This is a genomic window from Streptomyces sp. NPDC092296, assembly GCF_044755465.1.
Classification (GTDB): Bacteria; Actinomycetota; Actinomycetes; order Streptomycetales; family Streptomycetaceae; genus Peterkaempfera.
On the sequence record NZ_JBIVRB010000001.1, the window covers coordinates 1,564,700 to 1,587,379 of the forward strand.

Consider the following 22,680-nt stretch of genomic DNA (forward strand, 5'->3'; position numbering starts at 1 on the left):
GCCCGGGGCTCGGGAGTCAGCCGCCGATGAAGGCGGTGTACTCGTCGGCGCTCAGCAGGCCCTCGGGATCGCCGTCGAGCCGGACCTTGAACAGCCAGCCGTCCTCGAACGGGCCGGAGTTCACAAGCGCGGGGTCGTCCACCACGGCCTGGTTGACCTCGGTCACCTCGCCGCTGGCGGGGGAGTACAGATCGCTGACCGACTTGGTGGACTCGAGCTCGCCGCAGGGCTCACCGGCGGTGACGGCCTGGCCGACGTCGGGGAGCTGCACGTAGACCACGTCACCGAGCGCGTCGGCCGCGTGGGAGGTGATCCCCACGGTGGACACGCCGTCCTCGGGGACGGTCAGCCACTCGTGCTCCTTGCTGTACTGCAGGTGCTGCGGGTTGCTCATGGCGGCAATTCTCCAGGATGGGGTACGGGTACGGCGAAACGGGCCGGTGACGGCCTGGGACCAGGATGCGGCAGCGAGTCAGCGGGCGCGCTGGTAGAAGGGCAGCGCCACGACCTCGACCGGCTCGTGGCTGCCGCGCACATCGACGGCGACGGCGCTGCCGGGGGCGGCGTGCGCCGCGTCGACGTAGGCGATGGCGATCGGCCGGCCCAGGGTGGGGGACGGCGCGCCGGAGGTGACCTCGCCCACCGGCTCGCCGGTCGGGGAGACCACGGCGTAGCCGGCGCGCGGCACCCGGCGGCCGGTCGAGACCAGGCCGACCAGCACCCGCGGCGGGTGCGCCGCGGCCTCGGCGGCGGCGCGCTCCAGGGCGGCGCGGCCGACGAAGTCGCCGCCGCCGGTGGTCTTGTCGAACCGCACCACCCGGCCGAGCCCGGCGTCGAACGGGGTGGTGGCGGCGGTCAGCTCATGGCCGTACAGCGGCATGCCGGCCTCCAGGCGCAGCGTGTCGCGGCAGGACAGGCCGCAGGGGACCAGCCCGTGGCCGGCGCCGGCCTCGGTGAGGGCCTGCCACAGGTGCTCGGCGTCGGCGGGGGAGGTGAAGACCTCGAAACCGTCCTCGCCGGTGTAGCCCGTGCGGGCGAGCAGCGTCTCGCGGCCGGCCACGGTGGCGGGCAGGCAGGTGTAGTACTTCAGCCCGGCCAGGTCGGCGTCGGTGAGCCGGGCGAGGATCGCGGCGGCCTCGGGGCCCTGCACGGCGAGCAGCGCGTAGGCGTCGCGGTCGTCGCGGACGGCGGCGTCGAAGCCGGCCGCGCGGGCGGTGAGCTCGTCCAGCACCAGCTGGGCGTTGGAGGCGTTGGCGACCACCAGGAACGCCTGCTCGCCGGTGCGGTAGACGATCAGGTCGTCCAGGATGCCGCCGTCCTCGGCGCAGATCATGGTGTACCGGGCGCGGCCGTGGCCGAGCGCCGAGACGAAGCCGACCAGCGCGTGGTCCAGCGCCTCGCCGGCCTGCGGGCCGCTGACGGTGATCTCGCCCATGTGGGAGAGGTCGAACAGGCCGGCGCTGGTGCGGACGGCGTTGTGCTCCTCGCGCTCGCTGCCGTAGCGCAGCGGCATGTCCCAGCCGGCGAAGTCGGTCATGGTGGCGCCCAGGGCGCGGTGGACCGCGTCCAGTGCGGTACGGCGGGGGCCGTCGGTCATGGTGGTGCTCCTCGGGGCGGCTGGGCTCTCGGATACGGGATCGGGTGCGGACCGGCAGGGCATGCGCGGGGGCATGCGGCGGCTCGGATCTCCCCATCTGTCGTCGCAACCTGAGAGCTTCACCGCGGCTACCCCGGGCAGGGGGCGGCGACGGCTTGCACCGTGGGTGGGAGCACGGCGTGGCCGTGTCCGCTTTCCAGATGTGCCTCGCCCGCGCGGTAGCTGTGCCTGAGAGATTCCGGGGAGGAGTTGCTCCTTCGGCGCCGGCGTCGCCCCTGGCGGCCTGCGGGGCAGGTCGGGGGCGGCCGGGCTCTCCCGCGCGGGTTCGAACGGCCGGTATGGAGTTGGGCGCCCATCATGACACGGCCGGGGACGGCGGCGCGAGGTCGGCCGGCACCGCTCTGACCTGGGCCGCCGTCGCGCGCGCCGGGCGGACCACGGTACGGCGCGGCGGGTGACCCAAGGGGGCGACCCAAGGGGGTGACCCAAGGGGGTGACCCAAGGGGGTGACCCAAGGGGGTGACTCAGCCGGGTGGTACAGCGGGTGACGCGGCGGGCGGCACGGCGGCCGGGCCGGGGCGGCTCCCGGTGCGCGGCGGCGCGGGCGGCTAGGGTGCGGGGCGGCTAAGGTGCGGAGGGCGGGGCGGGCCCGCCCTCCGGTGGGAACGGCGAGAACGGTGGTTCGGGGCAGATGGGCTATCCGGTAGGCGGCGCACCGGTCGAGTACGAGGCGGCACAGGCCCCCGGGGCCCCGTACGCACCGCAGGCGCAGCAGCCGCTCGACGGCACGGGCTGGCCCGCCAATGAGCTGGAGCAGGTGCTCACCGCCGCTCTGGGCGACCCCGGCGCCACCGCCCGGGTGTTCGAGGTGCTGGCCCGCAGCCAGGTCTGGGTGCCGCTGCCCAGCGGCGGCGCCCCGGAGAGCGGCGCGCTGGACCTGCCCACGATCGAGCTGGCCGGGGCGCCGTACGTCCCGGTGTTCAGCTCCGAGGAGCAGTTCCGCCGCACCGCGGGGAACATCGGCTACGCGGTGGCGCCGATGTGGGAGCTGGCCCGGGGGCTGCCGCTGGGCGTGGGCATCGCGGTCAACCCGGAGGCGCCGGTCGGCATCCCGGTGCCGCCGGAGGGCGTTGGTGAGCTGTGCCGGGGCCCGCGCGAGGACCGCTGGTCGGCGGTGCCCTCGGCCGCGCCGGGCGCCAGGGTCGGGCTGCGGGAGCCGGAGCCGTACGAGGAGCCGGTGGAGTTCCTGATGGCAGCGGCGTCCGAGCTGGCCGCGCTGCCGGTGGTGCTGAGCGCCCGGCGGGCGCTGGCGACGGTGGAGGGCGACGCACCGCTGCTCTTCGTCGGCGTGGAGCTGGACAGCTGGACCGAGCAGGACAAGGCCGTGGCCAGCGAGGCGCTGGGCCGCGCCCTGGGCGCCGTACCGCTGCCCTGGCAGGTCCGCATCGTGCTGCTGGACGTCGCCCAGGACCCGGTCGGCGACTGGATGGTGCAGCGGGTCGCGCCGTTCTACACCCGGGCCTGAACCCCCCGGCCGGTGGTATGACGCCCGGGACCGGCGGGCCGTAGGGTGCTGCCCGAGGCAGGCGGAAGGTGAGGTCGGAGTTGAGCGCGGGAGCAGCAGGCGGCGGCGCGCACGGACCGTGGACGCCCGGGGCGGTGGAGCGGGCGCTGCGCGAGGTGGCGCCGGGCCGCTACGACGCGTACGAAGCTCTGCTGCACGCACTGGCCGACGGGCAGCTCTGGATGCTGCTCTGGCAGGGCGAACCGGGCCGCCCCGACGCGCAGTACGGGAACATGGAGGTCGGCGGCCACGGCTATGTGCCCTGTGTGACCTCCCCCGAGCAGCTCGCCGCGAGCGGCTGGAGCCGCGCCCACGAGCGGATCTCCGGCCGGGAGATCGCCGCCTCGCTCTACCCCGACCGCTGGGGGCTCTGGCTGGACCCGCACGCGCCCGGCGGTGGCGTCGGCGTGCCCTGGGCCGACCTGCGGCGGATCGCGGCCGGCCTGGACCGGCTGCCGGCCGGTCCGCTGGTGCTGGGCGAGCCCACCGTGCGGGCGCCGCACTTCTACGCACTGCTGACCCAGCAGGCGTACGGCACGCCGGTGGTGCGGGCGCTGCGCCGCGCCTGGGTGCGGCCGGTGGTCGGTGAGCCGTATCTGGCGATCGGCCTGGACCTCTACGACACCGGGCCGCAGGCGGTGGAGGCGGTGCGCGACATGCTTCAGCGCTGCGTGGCGGGGGCGCCGCAGGGGCTGGCGGTCTCCATGGTGGCGATGGCGGACGAGTACGACCCGGTGGCGATGTGGATGGCGGCCTATGCCCCGCCCTTCTTCGACCGGGAGATTTTCACCGGCGCGGCCCGGCCGAGCGTCCCGCCGCCGAGTGCCCCACCGCCCGGTTACGGCTATCCGCAGCCGGGCCCGCAGTACGGCTATCCGTCGGCCGGATATCCGCAGCAGCAGCCGCAGTGGCCGGGCTATCCGCCGCGCTGACGGCTCCTCAACTCCCTTATACGAGGCGGCGTCCGAGCTGACGGACGCCCAGTTCCGCCCGCCTGGAGCCGGAGTGCCGCCCACCGCTTCTACCGGCGGGTAGCAAGCTGTGACGGCATGGGCTACCGGGCGGTAGGAGAATCCGCCGGGCGTCCATACTCTGGGCATCAGTTGAGGTTCTTCAATGACATGCGCGGGTAAGACTGGCGCGAGGCCGTGGCGTCCCCTCTGTACGGGTTTCGGGTCTACTCGCGTCCTCCTGCGATGTGTGCGGGGCATTGCAGCTGTGTGAAGACGGCTATTCGCAGGTGTCGGGTGTGCATGCATGCAGATCACAGTTGCGCAAACATCGCCGGGGGGGTCTGGCGCACCGCTATTCGGACGAAGCAGAGTTGCGCCGCAACGCGGGAGTCGAGGTCGCCTCACGCGGTACATCCACCGTCGAAGCGCCGTACCAGTGGTCCCCACCAGGGTCCGCCGGTATGTCCGGGACACAACCGTCCCCGCGCCGAGCGAACGCCGTCCCACCGGGTCCGGCCGCCGGGTGAGCAATGCTGCCCGCAGCCAGAAGGCCCGTGCTCCATGCACTGAAGCACCATGCAGCTCAAGCACCACACCAGCTCAAGCACCATGAAGCTCCACGCATTTGAAGCACCGTCCGCTGAAGCTCCATCCGCAACGCCGCACCACGCACCCAGGCACCAACCGTGAACTGCGACCGCACCCGGTCGGCCCCGTCATCACCGGGCCCTTCCGGACGGCGGTCTGGGCACCGCGTGCCGGTCACCGCCGGCTAGGGGGTCTCTACCGATATGACTGCTCCACTGCACGACAGCGGAACCTCGACCATCGAGGTTCCCGAGCAACTGCCAGAGGTGCAGGGGAAGAAGAAGATCGAGGGCCGATCGCCCGGCCGTATCGCCTGGGACCGCCTCAAGCGGGACAAGGTGGCCCTGAGCGGCGGCGTGGTCGTCCTGGTGCTGATCCTGGCGGCGGTCTTCGCCCCGGTGCTCACCCACTTCCTGGGGCACCCGCCGGACGATCCCCACCCGGAGCTGATCGACCCCAACCTCGGCATCCCCAAGGGCGCTTTCGGCGGGATGAGCCGGGACTTCCTGCTCGGCGCAGACCCGACCTTCGGGCGCGACGTCTTCAGCCGCATCCTCTACGGCGCCCGCATCTCGCTGGTGGTGGCCTTCCTGGCGGCCACGGTGTCCGTGGTCATCGGCGTGCTGATGGGCACCGCCGCCGGCTACTTCGGTGGCTGGGTGGACACGGTGATCAGCAGAATCATGGACCTGCTGCTGGCCTTCCCGCAGCTGCTTTTCGCGATCGCCCTGGTCTCGGTCATGCCGGACAGCCTGCTCGGTCTGAGCGGCACCGGCGTCCGGATGGCGGTCCTGATCGTGGTGATCGGCTTCTTCGGCTGGCCGTACATCGGCCGCATCGTGCGCGGCCAGGCGCTCTCGCTCCGCGAGCGGGAGTTCGTCGACGCCGCCAAGAGCCTGGGCGCGGGCAGCGTCCACATCGTGCTCCGCGAACTGCTGCCCAACCTGGTCGCCCCGGTCCTGGTGTACGCCACGCTGATCATCCCGACCAACATCCTCACCGAGGCCGCACTGAGCTTCCTGGGCGCGGGCGTGAAGCCGCCGACGCCGTCCTGGGGCCAGATGCTCTCCGACGCGGTCCACATCTACCAGGCGGACCCGACCTACATGGTGGTCCCCGGCCTGGCGATCTTCATCACGGTGCTCGCGTTCAACCTCTTCGGTGACGGCTTGAGGGACGCCCTCGACCCGAAGGGCAACTGACCGTCCCACGAACCATTCCCGTCCGCCCGATGCGGGTCCCGGTACCACCGGGCCACGCGGACACCCAGCAGGCTCGCTCCGGCTCCTGCGGCAACCGGCGGCCCACATCCAGGGCCGCGACTACCTCGGAGGATCGACAGCAGTGATGATTCGCAGCAGCAGAACCCTCGCAGCGGCCGGACTGGTCGCCGCCCTCACGCTCACGGCCTCCGCCTGCGGCGGCTCCAAGGGTGGCGACTCGGGCTCCAAGGCCAGCGACGGCAAGACGTCGTCCAGCGCCGGAGCCGGCTTCGACGCCGCGGTGGGCAAGGTCGTCAACGCGTCCGACAAGACCGGCGGCACGCTCAACCTGTGGAGCAGCCAGGACGCCGACTCCTGGGACCCGGCGCGCGGCTACTACGCCTTCGTCTGGAACATGGAGCGCTTCTACTCCCGCACCCTGCTGGCGTACGACTCCAAGCCGGGCAAGGACGGCCTCCAGCTGGTGCCCGACCTGGCCTCCGCCGCACCGGAGATCTCCGCCGACGGCAAGACCTACACCTTCAAGCTGAAGGAGGGCCTGAAGTTCGAGGACGGCTCTCCGATCACCTCGAAGGACATCAAGTACGGCGTCGAGCGGGTCTTCGCCCAGGACGTCATCAGCGGTGGTCCGACCTACCTCGTCCAGTCGCTGGACCAGGGCCAGAAGTACCCCGGCCCGTACAAGGACAAGGACCCGAACAAGCTCGGCCTGAAGTCGGTGCAGACCCCCGACGACCAGACCATCATCTTCAAGCTGGCCAAGGCCGACTCGTCCTTCCCGTACCTGCTGGCCATGGGCAGCGCCGCGCCCGTCCCGCAGAAGCTGGACACCGGCGCCAAGTACGGCAGCCACCCGGTCTCCTCCGGCCCGTACAAGTTCCAGTCGTACGAGCCCGGCAAGTCGCTGACCTTGGTCCGCAACGACCAGTGGGACCCGAAGACCGACCCGTTCCGCAAGGCCCTGCCGGACAAGATCAACCTCACCATCACCACCAACCCGGACGACATGGACGCCCGGCTGCTGGCGGGCACGGCCGACCTGGACATCGGCCAGACCGGTGTCTCGCAGGACGCGCAGATCAAGATCCTGCAGGACCCCAAGCTCAAGGCCAACACGGACGACCCGTTCAACGGCTTCATCCGCTACATCTCGATCGTGCCGAAGGTCGCCCCCTTCGACAACGAGCACTGCCGCAAGGCCGTCCTGTACGCGGCCGACCCGACCGCCCTGCAGACCGCGCGCGGCGGCCCGACGGCCGGCGCGATCTACGGCAACATGCTCCCGCCGAACATCCTCGGCTCGGACGACTACGACCCGTTCGGTCTGACCGGCGGCAAGTCCCAGGTCGACAAGGCCAAGGACGAGCTCAAGCAGTGCGGCAAGCCCAACGGGTTCAAGACCACCATCGCCGTCCGTAACAACAAGGACAAGGAGGTGAACAGCGCCGTCGCGTTGCAGAACGCGCTGAAGACCGTCGGCATCGACGCCGCCATCGACCAGTACGACGGCAAGCTGATCTCCTCCGTCATCGGCGCGCCGGACGTCGTCCACAAGAAGGGCTACGGCCTGATCGTCATGGGCTGGGGCGCCGACTACCCGAACGGCTCCGGCTTCCTCCAGCCGCTGGTGGATGGCCGCTTCATCGCCTCCAACGGCAACAACAACTTCTCCGAGATCAACGACCCGGAGATCAACGCCACGTTCGACAAGGCCGCCGCGGAGACCGACCCGGCCAAGGCCGCCGATCTCTACAAGGAGATCAACCACAAGGTCGTCGACGGTGCCTACTACCTGCCGGTGGTGGCGGACCGGGCGCTCAACTACCGCAACCCGCGCCTGACCAACGTCTACGTCCACGAGGCCTTCGGCATGGTCGACTTCCAGGCCCTCGGCACCAGCGACGGCAAGTGACCCGCCGTCCACCCCTGTAGTTCGCACAGCTAGTCCGAAGGGCAGGTGAAGGCCTTACCGGGGCCGCCGCAGGACTCCTACCGGAGTCCGGGCGGCGGCCCCGGGCGGGGCCGAGCGCAGTGCTCGTGTATCTCATCCGACGGCTCGTCAACGTCGCCGTCCTGCTGCTGGTGGTCTCCGCGATCACCTTCGGCATCTTCTTCATGGTGCCGAAGCTCACCGGTAGCGATCCGGCCCTGTACTACGTCGGAAAGATCGCCGACAAGGCCGCTGTCGAAGGCATCCGCCACAAGATGGGCCTCGACAAACCGATCATCGAGCAGTATGGCCTGTTCCTGAAGGGCATCTTCGCGGGACGCGACTACAGCCAGGGCGCGGACATCACGCACTGCGCGGCGCCGTGCCTCGGCTACTCCTTCAAGACCGAGCAGGAGGTGTGGCCGCTGCTGCTGAACCGGCTCCCGGTCACCGCCTCGCTCGCCGCCGGCGCCTCGGTGCTCTGGCTGGTGCTGGGCACCGCGACCGGTGTCGTCTCCGCGCTGCGCCGCCGCACCGTCCTGGACCGCGTCACCATGGTGACCGCCCTGGCCGGCGTCTCGCTGCCGATCTACTTCACCGGCCTGCTGGTGCTGTCGGTCTTCGTCCACACCCTGGGCTGGTTCCCCAACGACTACGTCGCCATCACCGACGACCCGGTCGCCTGGGCGCAGAACCTGATCCTGCCCTGGATCACCCTGGCCTTCCTCTACGCGGCCACCTACGCCCGGCTCACCCGGGCCACGCTGCTGGAAGTGCTGGGCGAGGACTACATCCGCACCGCGCGGGCCAAGGGGCTCAAGGAGCGGACCGTCATCGGCAAGCACGCCCTGCGCTCCACGATGACGCCGATCCTCACCATCTTCGGCCTGGACATCGGCGCGCTGATCGGCGGCGCCGTCCTCACCGAGTCCACCTTCAACCTGCGCGGCCTGGGCTATGAGGCCGTTCAGGCGATCGCCCAGAGCGATCTGCCGGTGATCATGGGTGTCACGCTCTTCGCCGCTTTCTTCATCGTCATGGCCAACCTGCTGGTTGACCTCCTCTACGCCGTCGTCGACCCCCGGGTGAGGATCGGATGAGCAAGCAGACCAAGACCTCCGGTGACCCCGCCCCGAGCGCCGGGACCACCGCGCAGGCGCCGTCCGAATACCTCGCGGTCCGCGACCTGCGGGTGCACTTCCCGACCGACGACGGCGTGGTGAAGTCCGTCGACGGCCTCACCTTCGCGCTGGAGAAGGGCAAGACCCTCGGCATCGTCGGGGAGTCCGGCTCCGGCAAGTCCGTCACCTCGCTCTCGATCATGGGCCTGCACAAGACCGGCGGCAACCGCAACCGCAACGCCCGGATCAGCGGCGAGGTCTGGCTGGACGGCGAGGAGCTGATCGGCGCCACCCCGACCCGGGTGCGCCAGCTGCGCGGCCAGAAGATGGCGATGATCTTCCAGGACCCGCTGACCGCCATGCACCCGTACTACACGGTGGGCGCCCAGATCATGGAGGGCTACCGGGAGCACCACCCCGAGGCCAGCAAGAAGGACGCCCGCAAGCGCGCCATCGAGATGCTGGACCGGGTCGGCATCCCGCAGCCCGACTCCCGGGTGGACGACTACCCGCACCAGTTCTCCGGCGGCATGCGCCAGCGGGCCATGATCGCCATGGCCCTGGTCAACGACCCGTCGCTGCTGATCGCGGACGAGCCCACCACCGCGCTGGACGTCACCGTCCAGGCGCAGATCCTGGACCTGATCCGCGACCTCCAGAAGGAGTTCGGCTCGGCGGTCATCATCATCACCCACGACCTGGGTGTGGTGGCCGAACTGGCCGACGACATCCTGGTGATGTACGGCGGCAAGTGCGTGGAGAAGGGCCCGGCCACCGAGATCTTCGACCACCCCGAGCACCCGTACACCTGGGGGCTGCTGGGCTCCATGCCCCGGATGGACCGCGAGCTCCAAGACCGGCTGGTCCCGGTCAAGGGCAGCCCGCCCAGCCTGATCAACGTGCCCGACGGCTGCGCCTTCCACCCGCGCTGCCCGTACGCGGGCCGCAACGGCGACCGGTCCTTCACCGAGGTGCCCGCGCTGAGCCGGGTCGGCGACGGCGACCGCCACCTGGCGGCCTGCCACATGCCGACCGAACTGCGGCACCGCATCTTCGCCGAGGAGATCGCGCCGCGGCTGTAGAGCCCGCGCGCGACCCCGGCAACCAGCACGACGTCGAGGAGACGAGATCCGATCATGACGGACAGCGAGACGGCGCCGGCGGCGACCCCGGCCGCGCCGCGCGGCGGTGAGCCGCTGCTCAAGGTGACCGGACTGACCAAGCACTTCCCCATCCACAAGGGGCTGCTGCGTCGTCAGACCGGCGCGGTGCAGGCGGTGGACGGCATCGACTTCACGGTCGCGGCCGGCGAGACGCTGGGTGTGGTGGGCGAGTCCGGCTGCGGCAAGTCGACCATGGGCAGGCTGGTCACCCGGCTGCTGGAGCCCACCAGCGGAACCATCGAGTTCGAGGGGGTGGACATCACCCACCTGTCCACCGGGAAGATGCGGCCGCTGCGCCGCGACATCCAGATGATCTTCCAGGACCCGTACTCGTCACTCAACCCCCGGCACACCATCGGCACCATCGTGGGCGCCCCCTTCCGGTTGCAGAAGGTGCAGACCGAGGGCGGCGTCAAGAAGGCCGTACAGGAGCTGCTGGAGATCTGTGGCCTCAGCCCGGAGCACTACAACCGCTATCCGCACGAGTTCTCCGGCGGCCAGCGGCAGCGCATCGGCATCGCCCGCGCGCTGGCGCTCCGGCCCAAGATGATCGTGGCGGACGAGCCGGTCTCCGCGCTGGACGTCTCCATCCAGGCCCAGGTGGTCAACCTGCTGGACGACCTCCAGACGGAGCTGGGCCTGACCTACCTGATCATCGCCCACGACCTGTCGGTGGTGCGCCACGTCTCCGACCGGGTCGCGGTGATGTACCTGGGCAAGGTCGTGGAGCTGGCCGACCGGGACGAGCTGTACGCCCGGCCGATGCACCCGTACACCACCGCGCTGATGTCGGCGGTGCCGGTGCCGGACCCCAGGCGCAAGGGCAAGCGGGAGCGCATCCTGCTGACCGGCGACGTCCCCTCGCCGATCAACCCGCCGAGCGGCTGCCGGTTCCGTACCCGGTGCTGGAAGGCCCAGGAGAAGTGCGCCACCCAGGAGCCGCCGCTGGTGGCGCTGGCCACCGGCCACCAGGTGGCCTGCCACTTCCCGGAGAACGCGCCCTGCAGCGCGGACACCGGCCAGGCCGCCGGCAAGGGCGCGGCCTGACCCGAAGCCGTCCGGAGGGGGTGCGCCGCCCGCGCACCCCCTCCGGCCTGCCCCCGGGACGGCAGCACGGGGCCGGCAGCACGACCCGGTAGAACTCTGCTGTGACCACCCAGCTCTTCAGCCACACCGTCCAGCACACCCTGGACCTCGTCGGGATCTTCGCCTTCGCGCTCTCCGGCGGCCTGCTCGCGGTGCGCAAGAACCTCGACCTCATCGGCATCGCCATGCTTGCCGAGGTCACCGCCCTGGGCGGCGGCGTCCTGCGGGACCTGGTCATCGGCGCGGTGCCGCCCGCCGCCTTCACCGACAACGGCTACTTCTTCACCCCGCTGGTCGCCGCCGCCGTGGTCTGCGTACTGCACCCCGAGGTGGAGCGGATCAACCGCAGCGTGCAGACCCTGGACGCCCTCGGGCTCGGCCTGTTCGCCGTCACCGGCACCGCCAAGGCCCACGACTACGGCCTGGGCGCGGTGGCCTCGGTGGCGCTGGGCGTCGCCACCGCCGTCGGCGGCGGGGTGCTGCGCGACGTCCTGGCCAATGAGGTGCCCTCGCTGCTGCGCTGGGACCGGGAGATCTACGCCGTACCCGCGATGGCGGCGTCCGTACTGGTGGCGGCGCTGATCGCGGCCGGGGCGCTGGGCCCGCTGACCGGCACCGGGGCCGCGCTGGTCGGCTTCGCGCTGCGGATGCTGGCGCTCAGATACGGATGGCGCGCGCCGCGGGCCTGGCACCGCAACGGCTCTCGCACCAGCGAAGAGTAGGCTGCCCGCCGTACGCCAGCGAGATCGCCTCGGTGGTGCAGAGCAGCTCCGGCAGCAGCTCCTGGAGCACCTGCGGCAGCCCGTCGGGACCGGCGCCGCCACCGGCATCCCGGCCGGGCGCGGCGGGGGCCGAGATGGAGCAGGCCGCGATGGTCCGGCCGTCGATGCCCCGGATCGGCGCGGCCACCGCCGTCACCGTGACGTCCACCTCGCCCCGGTCCTGCGCCCAGCCCTGGGCGCGCACCGCGTCCAGCTCGGCCAGGTACTCCTCCGGGCCGGGGATGCTGCGGGCGGTGCGCGCGGTGAAGGTCAGCTCGGCCAGCCGGCTGCGGCGCTGGTCGTCGGGGAGGTCGGCGAGCAGCACCTTGGCCGCCGCCGACGCGGTGGGCGCGGCCGGGCGGCCGATCCGGGAGGCGCCGCCGAGCCAGCAGTGCGACGGCACGGGGTAGCGGCTCTCCACCTTGTCCACGTAGATCACCTGGTCGTCCTCCAGCACCGCCAGATGCACGGTGTGGCCGTACCGCTCGTTCAGCGCGACCAGGTAGGGCGAGGCCACCCGGCGTACGTCGAAGCCCTCCAGCGCGTGCTGGGCCAGCGCGAACAGCCGACCGCCCAGCCGGTAGCGGTGGTCGTCCTGGCGGTGGACGAAGCCGTGCTCCTCCAGGGTGTGCAGCAGCCGCATCGCGGTGGACTTGTGGACGCCGAGCCGGGTCGCCGCCTGCTCCAGCGAGGAGGGGCCGTCGGCCAGGGAGGCGAGGATGGTCAGTGCCCGGTCCACGGTCTGCGACACGGCGTCCGCCCCCTGCTCCGCTCGGGACCCGGTGGCAGCGCCGACCGGTGGCCACACGCTAGCGAGCGGCCGGGAGCGGTGCAACGGTCGTCCGGCCGCCGGGCGGGCCCTAGAATTGTCGAGCCATGCCCTATCTCGATCACGCGGCGACCACGCCGATGCTCCCCGAGGCGATCAACGCCATGACGGCACACCTCGGCAGCACCGGCAACGCGTCGTCCCTGCACGCGGCGGGACGGCGCGCCCGGCGCGTCGTCGAGGAGTCCCGGGAGGCGCTGGCACGGGCCCTGGCCGCCCGGCCGAGCGAGATCGTCTTCACCGGCGGCGGGACGGAGTCCGACAACCTGGCGGTCAAGGGCCTGTACTGGGCCCGGCGGGACGCCGACCCGGCCCGCACCCGGGTGCTGTGCAGCCCGGTGGAGCACCACGCGGTGCTGGACGCGGTGCACTGGCTCGGTGACCACGAGGGCGCGCAGGTGGAGTTCCTGCCGGTCGACGCCCTGGGCCGGGTGCACCCCGAGGCGCTGCGGGCGGCCGTCGAGGGCGGCGCGGGCCCGGCGTCGGTGGCGCTGGTCACCGTGATGTGGGCCAACAACGAGATCGGCACCGTGCAGCCGGTCGCCGAACTGGCGGCGGTCGCCCACGAGTACGGCATCCCGATCCACTCCGACGCGGTGCAGGCGCTCGGTCAGGTACCGGTCTCCTTCGCGGACTCCGGGGTGGACGCGATGACGGTCACCGGGCACAAGATCGGCGGCCCGTACGGGGTCGGCGCGCTGGTGCTCTCCCGCTCCTTCACTCCCGTCCCGCTGCTGCACGGCGGCGGCCAGGAGCGGGACGTCCGCTCCGGCACGCTGGACGTCCCCGCCGCCGCCGGGTTCGCCGCCGCCGCCGCGCTGGCGGTGGAGCGGCAGCCCGAGCACGCCAAGCAGCTGGCCGCGCTGCGGGACGAGCTGGTCGCGGTCGTCCGGGCGGCCGTGCCCGACGTGGTCCTCAACGGCGACCCCGACCCGGACGGGCGGCTGCCCGCCAATGCGCACTTCTCCTTCCCCGGCTGCGAGGGCGACGCGCTGCTGATGCTGCTGGACGCGCAGGACATCGAGTGCTCCACCGGCTCCGCCTGCTCGGCCGGGGTGCCGCAGCCCAGCCACGTCCTGCTGGCCATCGGGGCGGAGCAGGAGCTGGCGCGCTCCTCGCTGCGGTTCTCGCTCGGGCACACCAGCACGGCGGCCGATGTGGCGGCGCTGGCGGCGGCCATCGGGCCGGTGGTGCGGCGGGCCAGGAACGCCGGGCTGGCTTCGCTGCGGCGCTGACCGCGCGCCGCGTACGCTGGTGGGCATCATGAGTGACTTTCCTGGTGCGGGTAATGGGCCTGGTACGGGTGATGGGCCTGGTGCGGGTGGCGGGTCGGTGAGTGACGGTCCTGGGGCGAGTGACGGTCCTGCGGTGAGCGGCGAGCCCGGTACGGGCGGCGGGCGGCGGCTGCGGGTGCTGGCCGCGATGTCCGGCGGGGTCGACTCCGCCGTGGCGGCGGCTCGGGCCGCCGAGGCCGGCCATGAGGTGACCGGCGTCCACCTGGCGCTCTCCGCCAACCCGCAGTCCTTCCGCACCGGCGCCCGGGGCTGCTGCACGCTGGAGGACTCCCGGGACGCCCGGCGGGCCGCCGATGTGATCGGCATCCCCTTCTACGTCTGGGACATGGCCGAGCGGTTCCGCGAGGACGTGGTGGACGACTTCGTCGCCGAGTACGCGGCCGGGCGCACCCCCAACCCGTGCCTGCGCTGCAATGAGAAGATCAAGTTCGCGGCGCTGCTGGACAAGGCGCTGGCCCTCGGCTTCGACGCGGTCTGCACCGGCCACTACGCCCGGATCGTCTCCGGCCCCGAGGGCCGCGAACTGCACCGCGCCGTGGACAGCGCCAAGGACCAGTCGTACGTCCTCGGCGTGCTGGACGCCGGGCAGTTGGCGCACGCCCTCTTCCCGCTGGGCGACACCCCCAAGGAGCTGATCCGCGAGGAGGCCGAGCGCCGCGGCCTGGCGGTGGCCCGCAAGCCCGACAGCCACGACATCTGCTTCATCGCGGACGGCGACACCCAGGGCTTCCTGGCCCAGCGGCTCGGCACCGCCACCGGCGACATCGTGGACGTGGACGGCACCAAGGTCGGCGAGCACGACGGTGCGTACGGATTCACCGTCGGGCAGCGCAAGGGCCTGCGGCTGGGCCGGCCCGCCGCCGACGGCAAGCCGCGCTATGTGCTGGACATCTCCCCGGTCGACAACCGGGTGACGGTCGGTCCGGCCGCCGCGCTGGACGTGGTCGCGCTGACCGGCGTCAAGCCCCGCTGGTGCGGCCCGGCGCCGACCGGCCCCGGCACGTACACCGCCCAGCTGCGCGCCCACGGCGCCGAGGTCCCGGTCACCGCCGAGCTGACCGGCGGCGAGCTGCGGGTCAGCCTGGCCGAGCCCGCCCGTGGCATCGCACCCGGCCAGGCGGTCGTCCTCTACCAGGGCACCCGCGTGGTCGGCTCCGCCACCATCGCCACCACCACCCGGCCCGCCCCGGCGCCCGCCTGAGCGGCGGTGTCCCGGCTGGTAGAACGCCGTGGTGCAGCGGGCCGAAGGCGTGATACCAGTGGGGACATCATGAATATCTCTGTCTTCTGCTCCGCGTTCTCCCTCGACGACCGCTACACCCTGCCCGCCCGGGAGTTCGCCCGGCTGCTCGGGGAGGGCGGCCACACCCTGGTCTGGGGCGGGTCGAACGCCGGGCTGATGGGAGTGCTGGCCGACGGGGTGAAGGCGGCCGGCGGCAAGCTGGTGGGGATCTCGGTGGAGCTGCTGGCGCACAAGGCGTACAACGGGGCCGACGAGCTGGTCACCACCCGCGACCTGGCCGAGCGCAAGGCGATGCTGCTCTCCCGGGCCGACGCGGTGGTGGTGCTGGTCGGCGGGCTCGGCACGCTGGACGAGGTGACCGAGGTGCTGGAGCTGAAGAAGCACGGGCTGCACACCAAGCCGGTGGTGGTGCTGGACACCGACGGCTTCTACGACGGGCTGCGCAGCCAGCTGGCCCGGATGGCGGCCGAGGGCTTCCTGCCGCGCCCGCTGGACGAGCTGGTCTTCTTCGCCGAGGACGCCGCCTCCGCGCTGGCCCACCTGGAGACGGCGGGCGAGGCGTCGGCCGCCTGAACGCCCCGGCGGCGGTGCCCGTGGTAGTAATCGGATCATGGGTACGCATCTGATCACCGGGGCAGGGTCCGGCATCGGCGCGGCGGTCGCGCGGCGGCTGGCCGAGCGGGGCGAGCAGCTCTGGCTGCTGGCCAGGGACGCCAAGCGGGCCATCGAGCTGCGCGACCGGTTCCCCGGCAGCCGGACGCTGGTCGGCGACCTGGCCGAGCCGGAGCGGCTGTCCTGGGCCTTCGGCCACCAGGAGCTGCCGGTGGAGCTGGACTCGCTGCTCCAGATCGCCGGGGTGGCGGAGCTGGGCCCGGTGGGCGAGCTGCCGCCCAAGGTCTGGCAGCAGACCCTGGCCGTCAACCTGGTCGCCCCGGCGGAGCTCACCCGGCTGCTGCTGCCCTCGCTGCGGCAGGCCCGGGGCCAGGTCGTCTTCGTCAACTCCGGCGCCGGGCTGCGGGCCAACGCCGACTGGGGCGCGTACGCGGCCAGCAAGTTCGGCCTGCGGGCGCTGGCCGACGCGCTGCGCGCCGAGGAGCACGCCGCGGGCGTCCGGGTGACCACCGTCTACCCGGGCCGCACGGCCACCCCGATGCAGCAGAAGGTCCACGCCCAGGAGGGCCGCGACTACCGGCCCGACGCCTGGATCGACCCCGACTCGGTCGCCACCACCGTCCTCACCGCCCTCGACCTCCCCCGCGACGCCGAGATCACCGACCTCACCGTCCGCCCAGGCCACTGAACCACCGCCCCCCGACCGCCGCCCCTGACCGCCGACCCCTGACCGCCGCCCGCTGACCGCCGACCCCTGACCGGCGCTCCGGAGCACCCCGGCGGCCGCACTACTCTTTCGACGTGAGTACTGAGCGTTCTTTCCCCGACCTGGTGGCCGCTGCGACCGGGGTCGGGTCCATGCCCGGCACCGATGCCCGGGAGGCCGTACGGACCGTCGTCGGTGAGCTTGAGGTGCTGCCGCACCTGCCGGAGCTGCCCGAGCGGGGGCCCGGGGCGGATGTGATCGGGCGCGGGGCCGGGCTGCTGGTGGAGCTGTACGCCGGGGTGGAGCCGTCCGGGTGGCGGTTCGCCGACCGGCCGGGGCGGGACACCCGGCGGGCCCGTGCCTGGCTGGGGGAGGACCTGGACGCGCTGGAGGAGTTCACCCAGGGCTGGACCGGGCCGCTGAAGGTGCAGGCCGTCGGGCCGTGGACGCTGGCCGCCTCGGTCGAGCTGCCGCGCGGCGAGAAGGCGCTGGCCGACCGGGGCGCCTGCCGGGACATCGCCGGGTCGCTGGCCGAGGGCCTGCGCCGGCATCTGGCGGAGGTGCGGCGGCGGGTGCCGGGCGCCGAGGTGGTGCTCCAGCTGGACGAGCCCTTGCTGCCCGCCGTACTGGCCGGGCAGGTGCCCACCGCCAGCGGCTTCCAGCGGCTGCGGGCGGTGGACCGGCAGCTGGCGGAGGAGGCGCTGCGCGGGCTGGTCCGGTCGCTGGACGCGCCGGTGCTGGTGCACTGCTGCGCGCCGCAGGTGCCGATCGGGCTGCTGCGGCGGGCCGGGGCGGCGGCGGTCTCGCTGGACATGGCGCTGCTGACCGAGCGTGATGACGACGCCATCGGGGAGGCGGTGGAGGGCGGCACGTTGATCTTCGGGGGTGTCATCCCCAGTACTCAGGGATTGTCAGTGGGGGCCGATAGTGTCGCTGTTGTCAGGAGGTTGTGGCGCAGGCTGGGGTTCGACCCCGAGTCGCTGGCCCGCCGTGTCGTGGTGACGCCGAGCTGCGGGCTGGCGGGGGCTTCCCCGGCCTATGCCCGCCGTGCGCTGTCACTGAGCGTCACAGCGGCCAGGAGCCTGGCGGACACGCCGGAGTAAGCGCATCGAGGTTTTGGGAGGCTCGCGTGGCCGGTGACGGCAAGGCCGTGGACCTGGCGGAGGTGCCGGCGGACGTCCGCGACCGGCACTCCGGGCTGGCGCAGGAGATCGAGGAGCACCGCTTCCGGTACTACGTCAAGGACGCGCCCGTCGTCAGCGACGCCGAGTTCGACACGCTGATGCGGGAGTTGGAGGGCCTGGAGGAGCAGTACCCGGTGCTGCGCACCCCCGACTCGCCCACCCAGAAGGTCGGCGGCAGCTACTCCAACGACTTCGCCGAGGTCGAGCACCTGGAGCGGATGCTCAGCCTGGACAACGCGATGAACGACGAGGAGCTGGACGCCTGGTTCGAGCGGGTCGCCCGCGAGCTGGACGGCATCCCGTACCACTTCCTCTGCGAGCTCAAGGTCGACGGTCTGGCCGTCAACCTGACGTACCGGAACGGACGGCTGGTGCGCGCCGCCACCCGGGGCGACGGCCGCACCGGCGAGGACATCACGGCCAATGTCCGCACCATCGCGGAGATCCCGGACGTGCTGCGCGCCGACAGCGGGCAGCCGGTCCCCGAACTGGTGGAGATCCGGGGCGAGATCTACCTGCCCACCGAGGAGTTCACCGCGCTCAACGCCGCGCTGGCCGCCGAGAACGAGCGCCGCCGGGCGGAGAACGAGCAGCGCACCGCCGACGGCAAGCGGCCGCTGGCCATGGTCCGGCTGTTCGCCAACCCGCGCAACGCCGCCGCCGGTTCGCTGCGCCAGAAGGACCCGCAGGTCACCGCCTCCCGCCCGCTGCACATGGTGGTGCACGGCATCGGCGCCCGGCGCGGCTTCGACCTCGACTGCCAGTCGCACGCCTATGACCTGCTGCACGCCTGGGGGCTGCCCACCGCCCGGCACAACAAGGTGGTCGGCTCGCCCGAGGAGGTCAAGCGGTTCATCGCGCATTTCGGGGAGAACCGCCACTCCGTCGAGCACGAGATCGACGGCGTGGTGGTCAAGGTCGACGAGATCGCGCTCCAGGGCCGGCTGGGCGCCACCTCCAAGTCGCCGCGCTGGGCCATCGCCTGGAAGTACCCGCCGGAGGAGGTCACCGCCAAGCTGGCCAGCATCCGGATCGGCATCGGCCGCACCGGCCGGGCCACACCGTACGCGGTGCTGGCCGAGCCGGTGAAGGTGGCCGGCTCGATGGTCCAGTACGCCACCCTGCACAACCAGGACGTGGTGAAGGCCAAGGGCGTTCGGATCGGGGACACGGTGGTGCTCCGCAAGGCCGGGGACGTCATCCCGGAGATCCTGGGCCCGGTCGAGGACCTGCGGGACGGCACCGAGCAGGAGTTCGTGATGCCCGGGGAGTGCCATGAGTGCGGCACCCCGCTGCGGCCGATGGGCGAGGGGGACATCGACCTGCGCTGCCCCAACGCCCAGTACTGCCCGGCCCAGATCCGGGAGCGGATCGCCTATCTGGGCGGCCGCCAGGCGCTGGATATCGAGGGGCTCGGCTATGTGGCCGCCACGGCGCTCACCCAGCCGCTGGAGCCCAAACAGCCGCCGCTTGCCGATGAGGGGGGGCTCTTCCGCCTGGAGATGGAGCAGCTGCTACCGATCCGGGTACTGGTCCGTGACCCTAAATCGGGCCTGCCCAAGCTGGACGACCGCACCGGCGAGGAGAAAGTCGTCTCCTTCTTCGCCACCACCAAGGGCGAGCCCAAGAAGACAGCGCATCTGCTGCTGGACAACCTCAAAGCGGCTAAGACCCGCCCGCTGTGGCGGTACATCAATGCCCTGTCGATTCGGCATGTCGGGCCGGTCGCCGCGCAGGCACTGGCCAGGGAATTCCGCAGCCTGAGGCGAATTGAGCAGGCGAGCGAGGAGGAGCTGGCCGCCACCGAGGGCGTGGGGCCGACCATCGCGGCGGCGATCAAGCAGTGGTTCGCCGAGGAGTGGCACCGCGAGATCATCAAAGCCTGGGAGGAAGCCTACGTCGAACTGGCGGACGAGGAGGTCGCGGACGAGGGTCCGCGCCCGTTGCAGGGGCTGACCGTGGTCGTCACCGGCACGCTGGCCTCGCACACCCGGGACGGCGCCAAGGAGGCGCTGGTGTCGCGCGGTGCCAAGGTCACCGGGTCGGTCTCCAAGAAGACCCACTTCGTGGTGGCGGGGGAGAACCCGGGCTCCAAGTACGACAAGGCCGTGCAGCTCAACCTGCCGGTGCTGGACGACGCCGGCTTCGCGGTGCTGCTGGAGCAGGGGCCGGACGCCGCCCGCGCGCACCTCGGGCTGCCGCCCGCCGACCAGCCGGAGCCCGAGCCCGCAGCCGTGGAACCGCCCGCCGCCGAGCCCGCCGAGCCGCCCGCCGCCGAAGCCGTCGAGCCCGCCGAGCCGCCCGCCGCCGAGGCCGTCGAGCCCGCCGAGCCGCCCGCCGCCGAGGCCGTCGAGCCCGCCGAGCCGCCCGCCGCCGAGGCCGCCGAGGCCGTCGAGCCGCCCGCCGTCGAGCCCGCCGAGGCCGTCGAGCCGGAGGAACCGCAGTCCTGAGTCGCCGTCACCCCCGCCCGCCGGAGCGGGGGTTGTACGCCGCAGTGTCACCGGCCGACACCGCTGCGTGGTAGTACAGCTATGGATGTCCGAAACACTGCCCATGGCCCTTGCCTCGATTTACCCTTGAACGCAAGCTGCCCGCGCAAGGCGCAATGCCGCGACGGCACTGTCGTGCTGCGCGGATCATGAGGCAAGGCACCCACCGCTCGTACGACGGGACACCCCCGCCGTGTCGGCGGTGCCAGCTGCGCCGACGGGCCGGTCCCGGGGGTGTGCGACCCCGGGGCCGACGGTCGGCCGGGTGGCGGGCAGGCACAGGCATGCAGGGCGGCCCGGCCGGGCGGGGACCGACGGAGGATCTGCGCATGGACAAGTACTCCAGGGGCGCATCCACCCACCCGCCGCAGGGCGTGACGGGTGCGACACTGCTGCTCGGCATCCTGCTGGCGGGCGCCGCCCCGCTGATCCCGCTCGCCGTCCTGGTCGGGCAGCAGGAGGCGGCGCTGCTGCCGCTGTTCACCGTGCCGCTCGCGGTGCTGGTCGCCGCCTGGCGGATCGCCCGCGACCGCGCCCGCGACCAGCTCACCGACCCGCTCACCCGGCTGCCCAACCGTCAGGCCCTGCTGCTGGCCGCACGGGCCGCGATCACCGGCGGCGCCGGTCCGTCCGGCCGGGTCGGTCTGATCCTGCTGGACCTCGACCGCTTCCGGTCGCTGAACGACACCCTCGGGCACGCCGTCGGGGACCGGCTGCTGGTCCAGATCTCGCACCGGCTGCACGCCGCGCTCAGCAGCGGCGGCCTGCTGCCCGGCCCGGCGGCCCCGAACGCCCGGCGGCACGCCGACGACCCGTTCTCGGTGCTGCCGCCGCCGGTGCAGGGCGGCCGGCGCGCGGTGGTCGCCCGGATGGGCGGCGACGAGTTCGCGGTGCTGCTGCCCGGCGTCGGCTGCGCCGTCACCCTGCAACGGCTCGCCCGAGCCCTGATCGCGGAGCTGGCCGCCCCCAGTCGGCTCGACGGCCTGCTGCTGGTCCTGGAGGCCAGCGCCGGGGTGTGCATCTACCCCGACCACGCCGGGGACGCCGAGACCCTGCTGCGCCGGGCCGATGTCGCCATGGGCCACGCCCAGCGGGGCCGTACCGGGGTCGAGGTGTACGACGAGGAGCGCGACGCGGACACCCCGGTGCGGATCGGGCTGCTCGGTGACCTGCGCCGGGCGTTGGAGGCGGGCGAGGTCGAGCTGCACTACCAGCCCAAGGTGGCCTTCGACGGCCGGGTGGTCGGGCTGGAGGCGTTACTGCGCTGGGACCGCCCCGGGCGCGGCCGGATCAGCCCGGACGAGTTCGTGGGGCTGGCCGAGTCCAGCGGCCTGATGCCCCGGCTCACCGACTACGTCCTGGACGCCGCCGTCCACCAGCTGGCGGAGTGGCGCTCCCAGGGCCTGTACGTCCAGGTTGCGGTCAATGTCTCGCCCCGCGATGTGCTCACCCCCGGCTTCGCCGCCGGGGTGGCGGACCGGCTGGCCCGGTACGCCGTACCGCCGCAGGCCCTCCAGCTGGAGATCACCGAGCGGATGCTGCTGGAGGACTCCAAGCGGGCCGCCGACACCCTGGAGGAGCTGCGCCGCCACGGGGTCGGGATGTCGCTGGACGACTTCGGCACCGGGCACTCCTCGCTGGTACGGCTGCGCAGCCTGCCGGTCGGCGAGCTGAAGATCGACCGCTCCTTCGTCTCCCGGATGGTCGCGGACGACCACGACGCCGCCGTGGTCCGCTGCTCGGTGCAGCTGGCGCACTCGCTGGGGCTGACCGTGGTCGCGGAGGGGGTGGAGGACGACGAGACCTGGGAGCGCCTGCACGGCATGGGCGTGGACGCGGTGCAGGGCTGGCTGGTCTCGGCCGCGCTCCCGGCCGACCAGGCGTCCGCCTGGCTGCGGGTGCGGCGTACGGCGGTGCCGCCGCCGGAGTTGGTGGTCTGCCCGGCGCTCCCCGAGGGGGTCCGGCCGCCGGAGCCGCAGCTGCCCGCCGCTTCGGCGGCCCGGCCGGGGGCGCGTCCGGTGCTGCCGCCGCGCCCGCTCGTCCCCCCGCGCCCCCTGGCACCGCCCAGCCTGCCGCCGGAGCCGCAGCTGCCCACGGCGGCGCCGCCGCCCTGAGGCTGCGCCGGGGGCCGGCCGTGGCCGGGGCGGGCGGGGGTGCTGCCCCCACGGTGGGTACGGGTTGTTCGCGCGGTTCCTCGCGCCCCGGGGCGGGCGGCCGGTGGGGATTGCGTAACTCCATGAGTCCGGGCATGGTTGCGGCCCCCGCGGCGGGCGGGGCGGCCGGGCCGGGTGGCGTGTCGCAGGGCCATAGGATGGGGCGTACAGACGAGGAGGGCC

Annotated in this window: 17 protein-coding genes, 1 pseudogene and 1 riboswitch; of the genes and pseudogenes, 15 read left to right on the plus strand and 3 right to left on the minus strand. The window is 72.7% G+C overall.

Annotated features, from left to right (window positions below):
- Positions 1-16 precede the first annotated feature (16 nt).
- Together gcvH and gcvT are read right to left on the minus strand one after the other, a co-directional pair.
- Positions 17-394 carry a glycine cleavage system protein GcvH gene (gene gcvH / locus ACIQGZ_RS07180; protein ID WP_402599816.1) on the minus strand — a complete coding sequence of 126 codons (378 nt, stop codon included), beginning with the start codon at positions 392-394 and terminating at the stop codon, positions 17-19.
- 78 nt (positions 395-472) lie between these two features.
- Positions 473-1,597: a glycine cleavage system aminomethyltransferase GcvT gene (gcvT, locus tag ACIQGZ_RS07185; RefSeq protein ID WP_402599817.1), complete on the minus strand. Its 1,125-nt coding sequence runs from the start codon at positions 1,595-1,597 to the stop codon at positions 473-475.
- 206 nt (positions 1,598-1,803) lie between these two features.
- Positions 1,804-1,925: riboswitch (glycine riboswitch) on the minus strand.
- A 363-nt stretch (positions 1,926-2,288) separates the two neighbouring features.
- On the opposite strand from gcvT, the gene ACIQGZ_RS07190 reads away from it, so the two are divergent.
- The 8 genes from ACIQGZ_RS07190 (at position 2,289) to ACIQGZ_RS07225 (ending at position 11,947) form a co-directional block, all read left to right on the plus strand.
- A complete protein-coding gene (locus ACIQGZ_RS07190; RefSeq protein WP_402599818.1) occupies positions 2,289-3,122 on the plus strand; it encodes an enhanced serine sensitivity protein SseB C-terminal domain-containing protein in 834 nt (277 codons plus the stop codon).
- 80 nt (positions 3,123-3,202) lie between these two features.
- Complete coding sequence (locus tag ACIQGZ_RS07195; protein WP_402599819.1) at positions 3,203-4,093, plus strand: enhanced serine sensitivity protein SseB C-terminal domain-containing protein; 891 nt, start codon at positions 3,203-3,205, stop codon at positions 4,091-4,093.
- A gap of 812 nt (positions 4,094-4,905) precedes the next feature.
- Positions 4,906-5,904: an ABC transporter permease gene (locus ACIQGZ_RS07200; RefSeq protein WP_402599820.1), complete on the plus strand. Its 999-nt coding sequence runs from the start codon at positions 4,906-4,908 to the stop codon at positions 5,902-5,904.
- Between the two features lie 145 nt (positions 5,905-6,049).
- A complete protein-coding gene (locus ACIQGZ_RS07205; RefSeq protein WP_402599821.1) occupies positions 6,050-7,837 on the plus strand; it encodes an ABC transporter substrate-binding protein in 1,788 nt (595 codons plus the stop codon).
- 119 nt (positions 7,838-7,956) lie between these two features.
- Positions 7,957-8,955, plus strand: coding sequence for an ABC transporter permease (locus tag ACIQGZ_RS07210; RefSeq protein WP_402599822.1), 999 nt, complete (start codon positions 7,957-7,959; stop codon positions 8,953-8,955).
- Entirely contained in the window at positions 8,952-10,058 is a 1,107-nt protein-coding gene (locus tag ACIQGZ_RS07215) for an ABC transporter ATP-binding protein (RefSeq protein WP_402599823.1), read from the plus strand. The genes ACIQGZ_RS07210 and ACIQGZ_RS07215 overlap by 4 nt, the downstream gene beginning before the upstream one ends.
- 54 nt (positions 10,059-10,112) lie before the next feature.
- Positions 10,113-11,186, plus strand: coding sequence for an ABC transporter ATP-binding protein (locus tag ACIQGZ_RS07220; protein WP_402599824.1), 1,074 nt, complete (start codon positions 10,113-10,115; stop codon positions 11,184-11,186).
- Between the two features lie 101 nt (positions 11,187-11,287).
- Positions 11,288-11,947, plus strand: a complete 660-nt coding sequence (locus tag ACIQGZ_RS07225) for a trimeric intracellular cation channel family protein (protein WP_402599825.1) — start codon at positions 11,288-11,290, stop codon at positions 11,945-11,947.
- On the opposite strand, the gene ACIQGZ_RS07230 is transcribed toward ACIQGZ_RS07225, so the two are convergent.
- Positions 11,883-12,737: an IclR family transcriptional regulator gene (locus ACIQGZ_RS07230; protein ID WP_402599826.1), complete on the minus strand. Its 855-nt coding sequence runs from the start codon at positions 12,735-12,737 to the stop codon at positions 11,883-11,885. The genes ACIQGZ_RS07225 and ACIQGZ_RS07230 overlap by 65 nt on opposite strands.
- A 125-nt stretch (positions 12,738-12,862) precedes the next feature.
- On the opposite strand from ACIQGZ_RS07230, the gene ACIQGZ_RS07235 reads away from it, so the two are divergent.
- The 7 genes and pseudogenes from ACIQGZ_RS07235 (at position 12,863) to ACIQGZ_RS07265 (ending at position 22,458) form a co-directional block, all read left to right on the plus strand.
- The gene (locus ACIQGZ_RS07235; RefSeq protein WP_402599827.1) at positions 12,863-14,050 is read left to right on the plus strand and encodes a cysteine desulfurase family protein; all 1,188 of its coding nucleotides are present in this window, start codon (positions 12,863-12,865) and stop codon (positions 14,048-14,050) included.
- Between the two features lie 133 nt (positions 14,051-14,183).
- Positions 14,184-15,311 carry a tRNA 2-thiouridine(34) synthase MnmA gene (gene mnmA / locus ACIQGZ_RS07240; RefSeq protein ID WP_402599828.1) on the plus strand — a complete coding sequence of 376 codons (1,128 nt, stop codon included), beginning with the start codon at positions 14,184-14,186 and terminating at the stop codon, positions 15,309-15,311.
- 69 nt (positions 15,312-15,380) lie between these two features.
- Positions 15,381-15,926, plus strand: coding sequence for a TIGR00730 family Rossman fold protein (locus ACIQGZ_RS07245; protein ID WP_402599829.1), 546 nt, complete (start codon positions 15,381-15,383; stop codon positions 15,924-15,926).
- A gap of 37 nt (positions 15,927-15,963) precedes the next feature.
- The gene (locus ACIQGZ_RS07250; RefSeq protein ID WP_402599830.1) at positions 15,964-16,653 is read left to right on the plus strand and encodes an SDR family oxidoreductase; all 690 of its coding nucleotides are present in this window, start codon (positions 15,964-15,966) and stop codon (positions 16,651-16,653) included.
- A 170-nt stretch (positions 16,654-16,823) separates the two neighbouring features.
- Complete coding sequence (locus ACIQGZ_RS07255) at positions 16,824-17,774, plus strand: methionine synthase (RefSeq protein ID WP_402600015.1); 951 nt, start codon at positions 16,824-16,826, stop codon at positions 17,772-17,774.
- 26 nt (positions 17,775-17,800) lie between these two features.
- Positions 17,801-20,038 (plus strand): annotated as a pseudogene (gene ligA, locus ACIQGZ_RS07260) (NAD-dependent DNA ligase LigA); the annotation flags it as partial.
- 635 nt (positions 20,039-20,673) lie between these two features.
- The gene (locus tag ACIQGZ_RS07265; RefSeq protein WP_402599831.1) at positions 20,674-22,458 is read left to right on the plus strand and encodes a putative bifunctional diguanylate cyclase/phosphodiesterase; all 1,785 of its coding nucleotides are present in this window, start codon (positions 20,674-20,676) and stop codon (positions 22,456-22,458) included.
- Positions 22,459-22,680 lie beyond the last annotated feature (222 nt).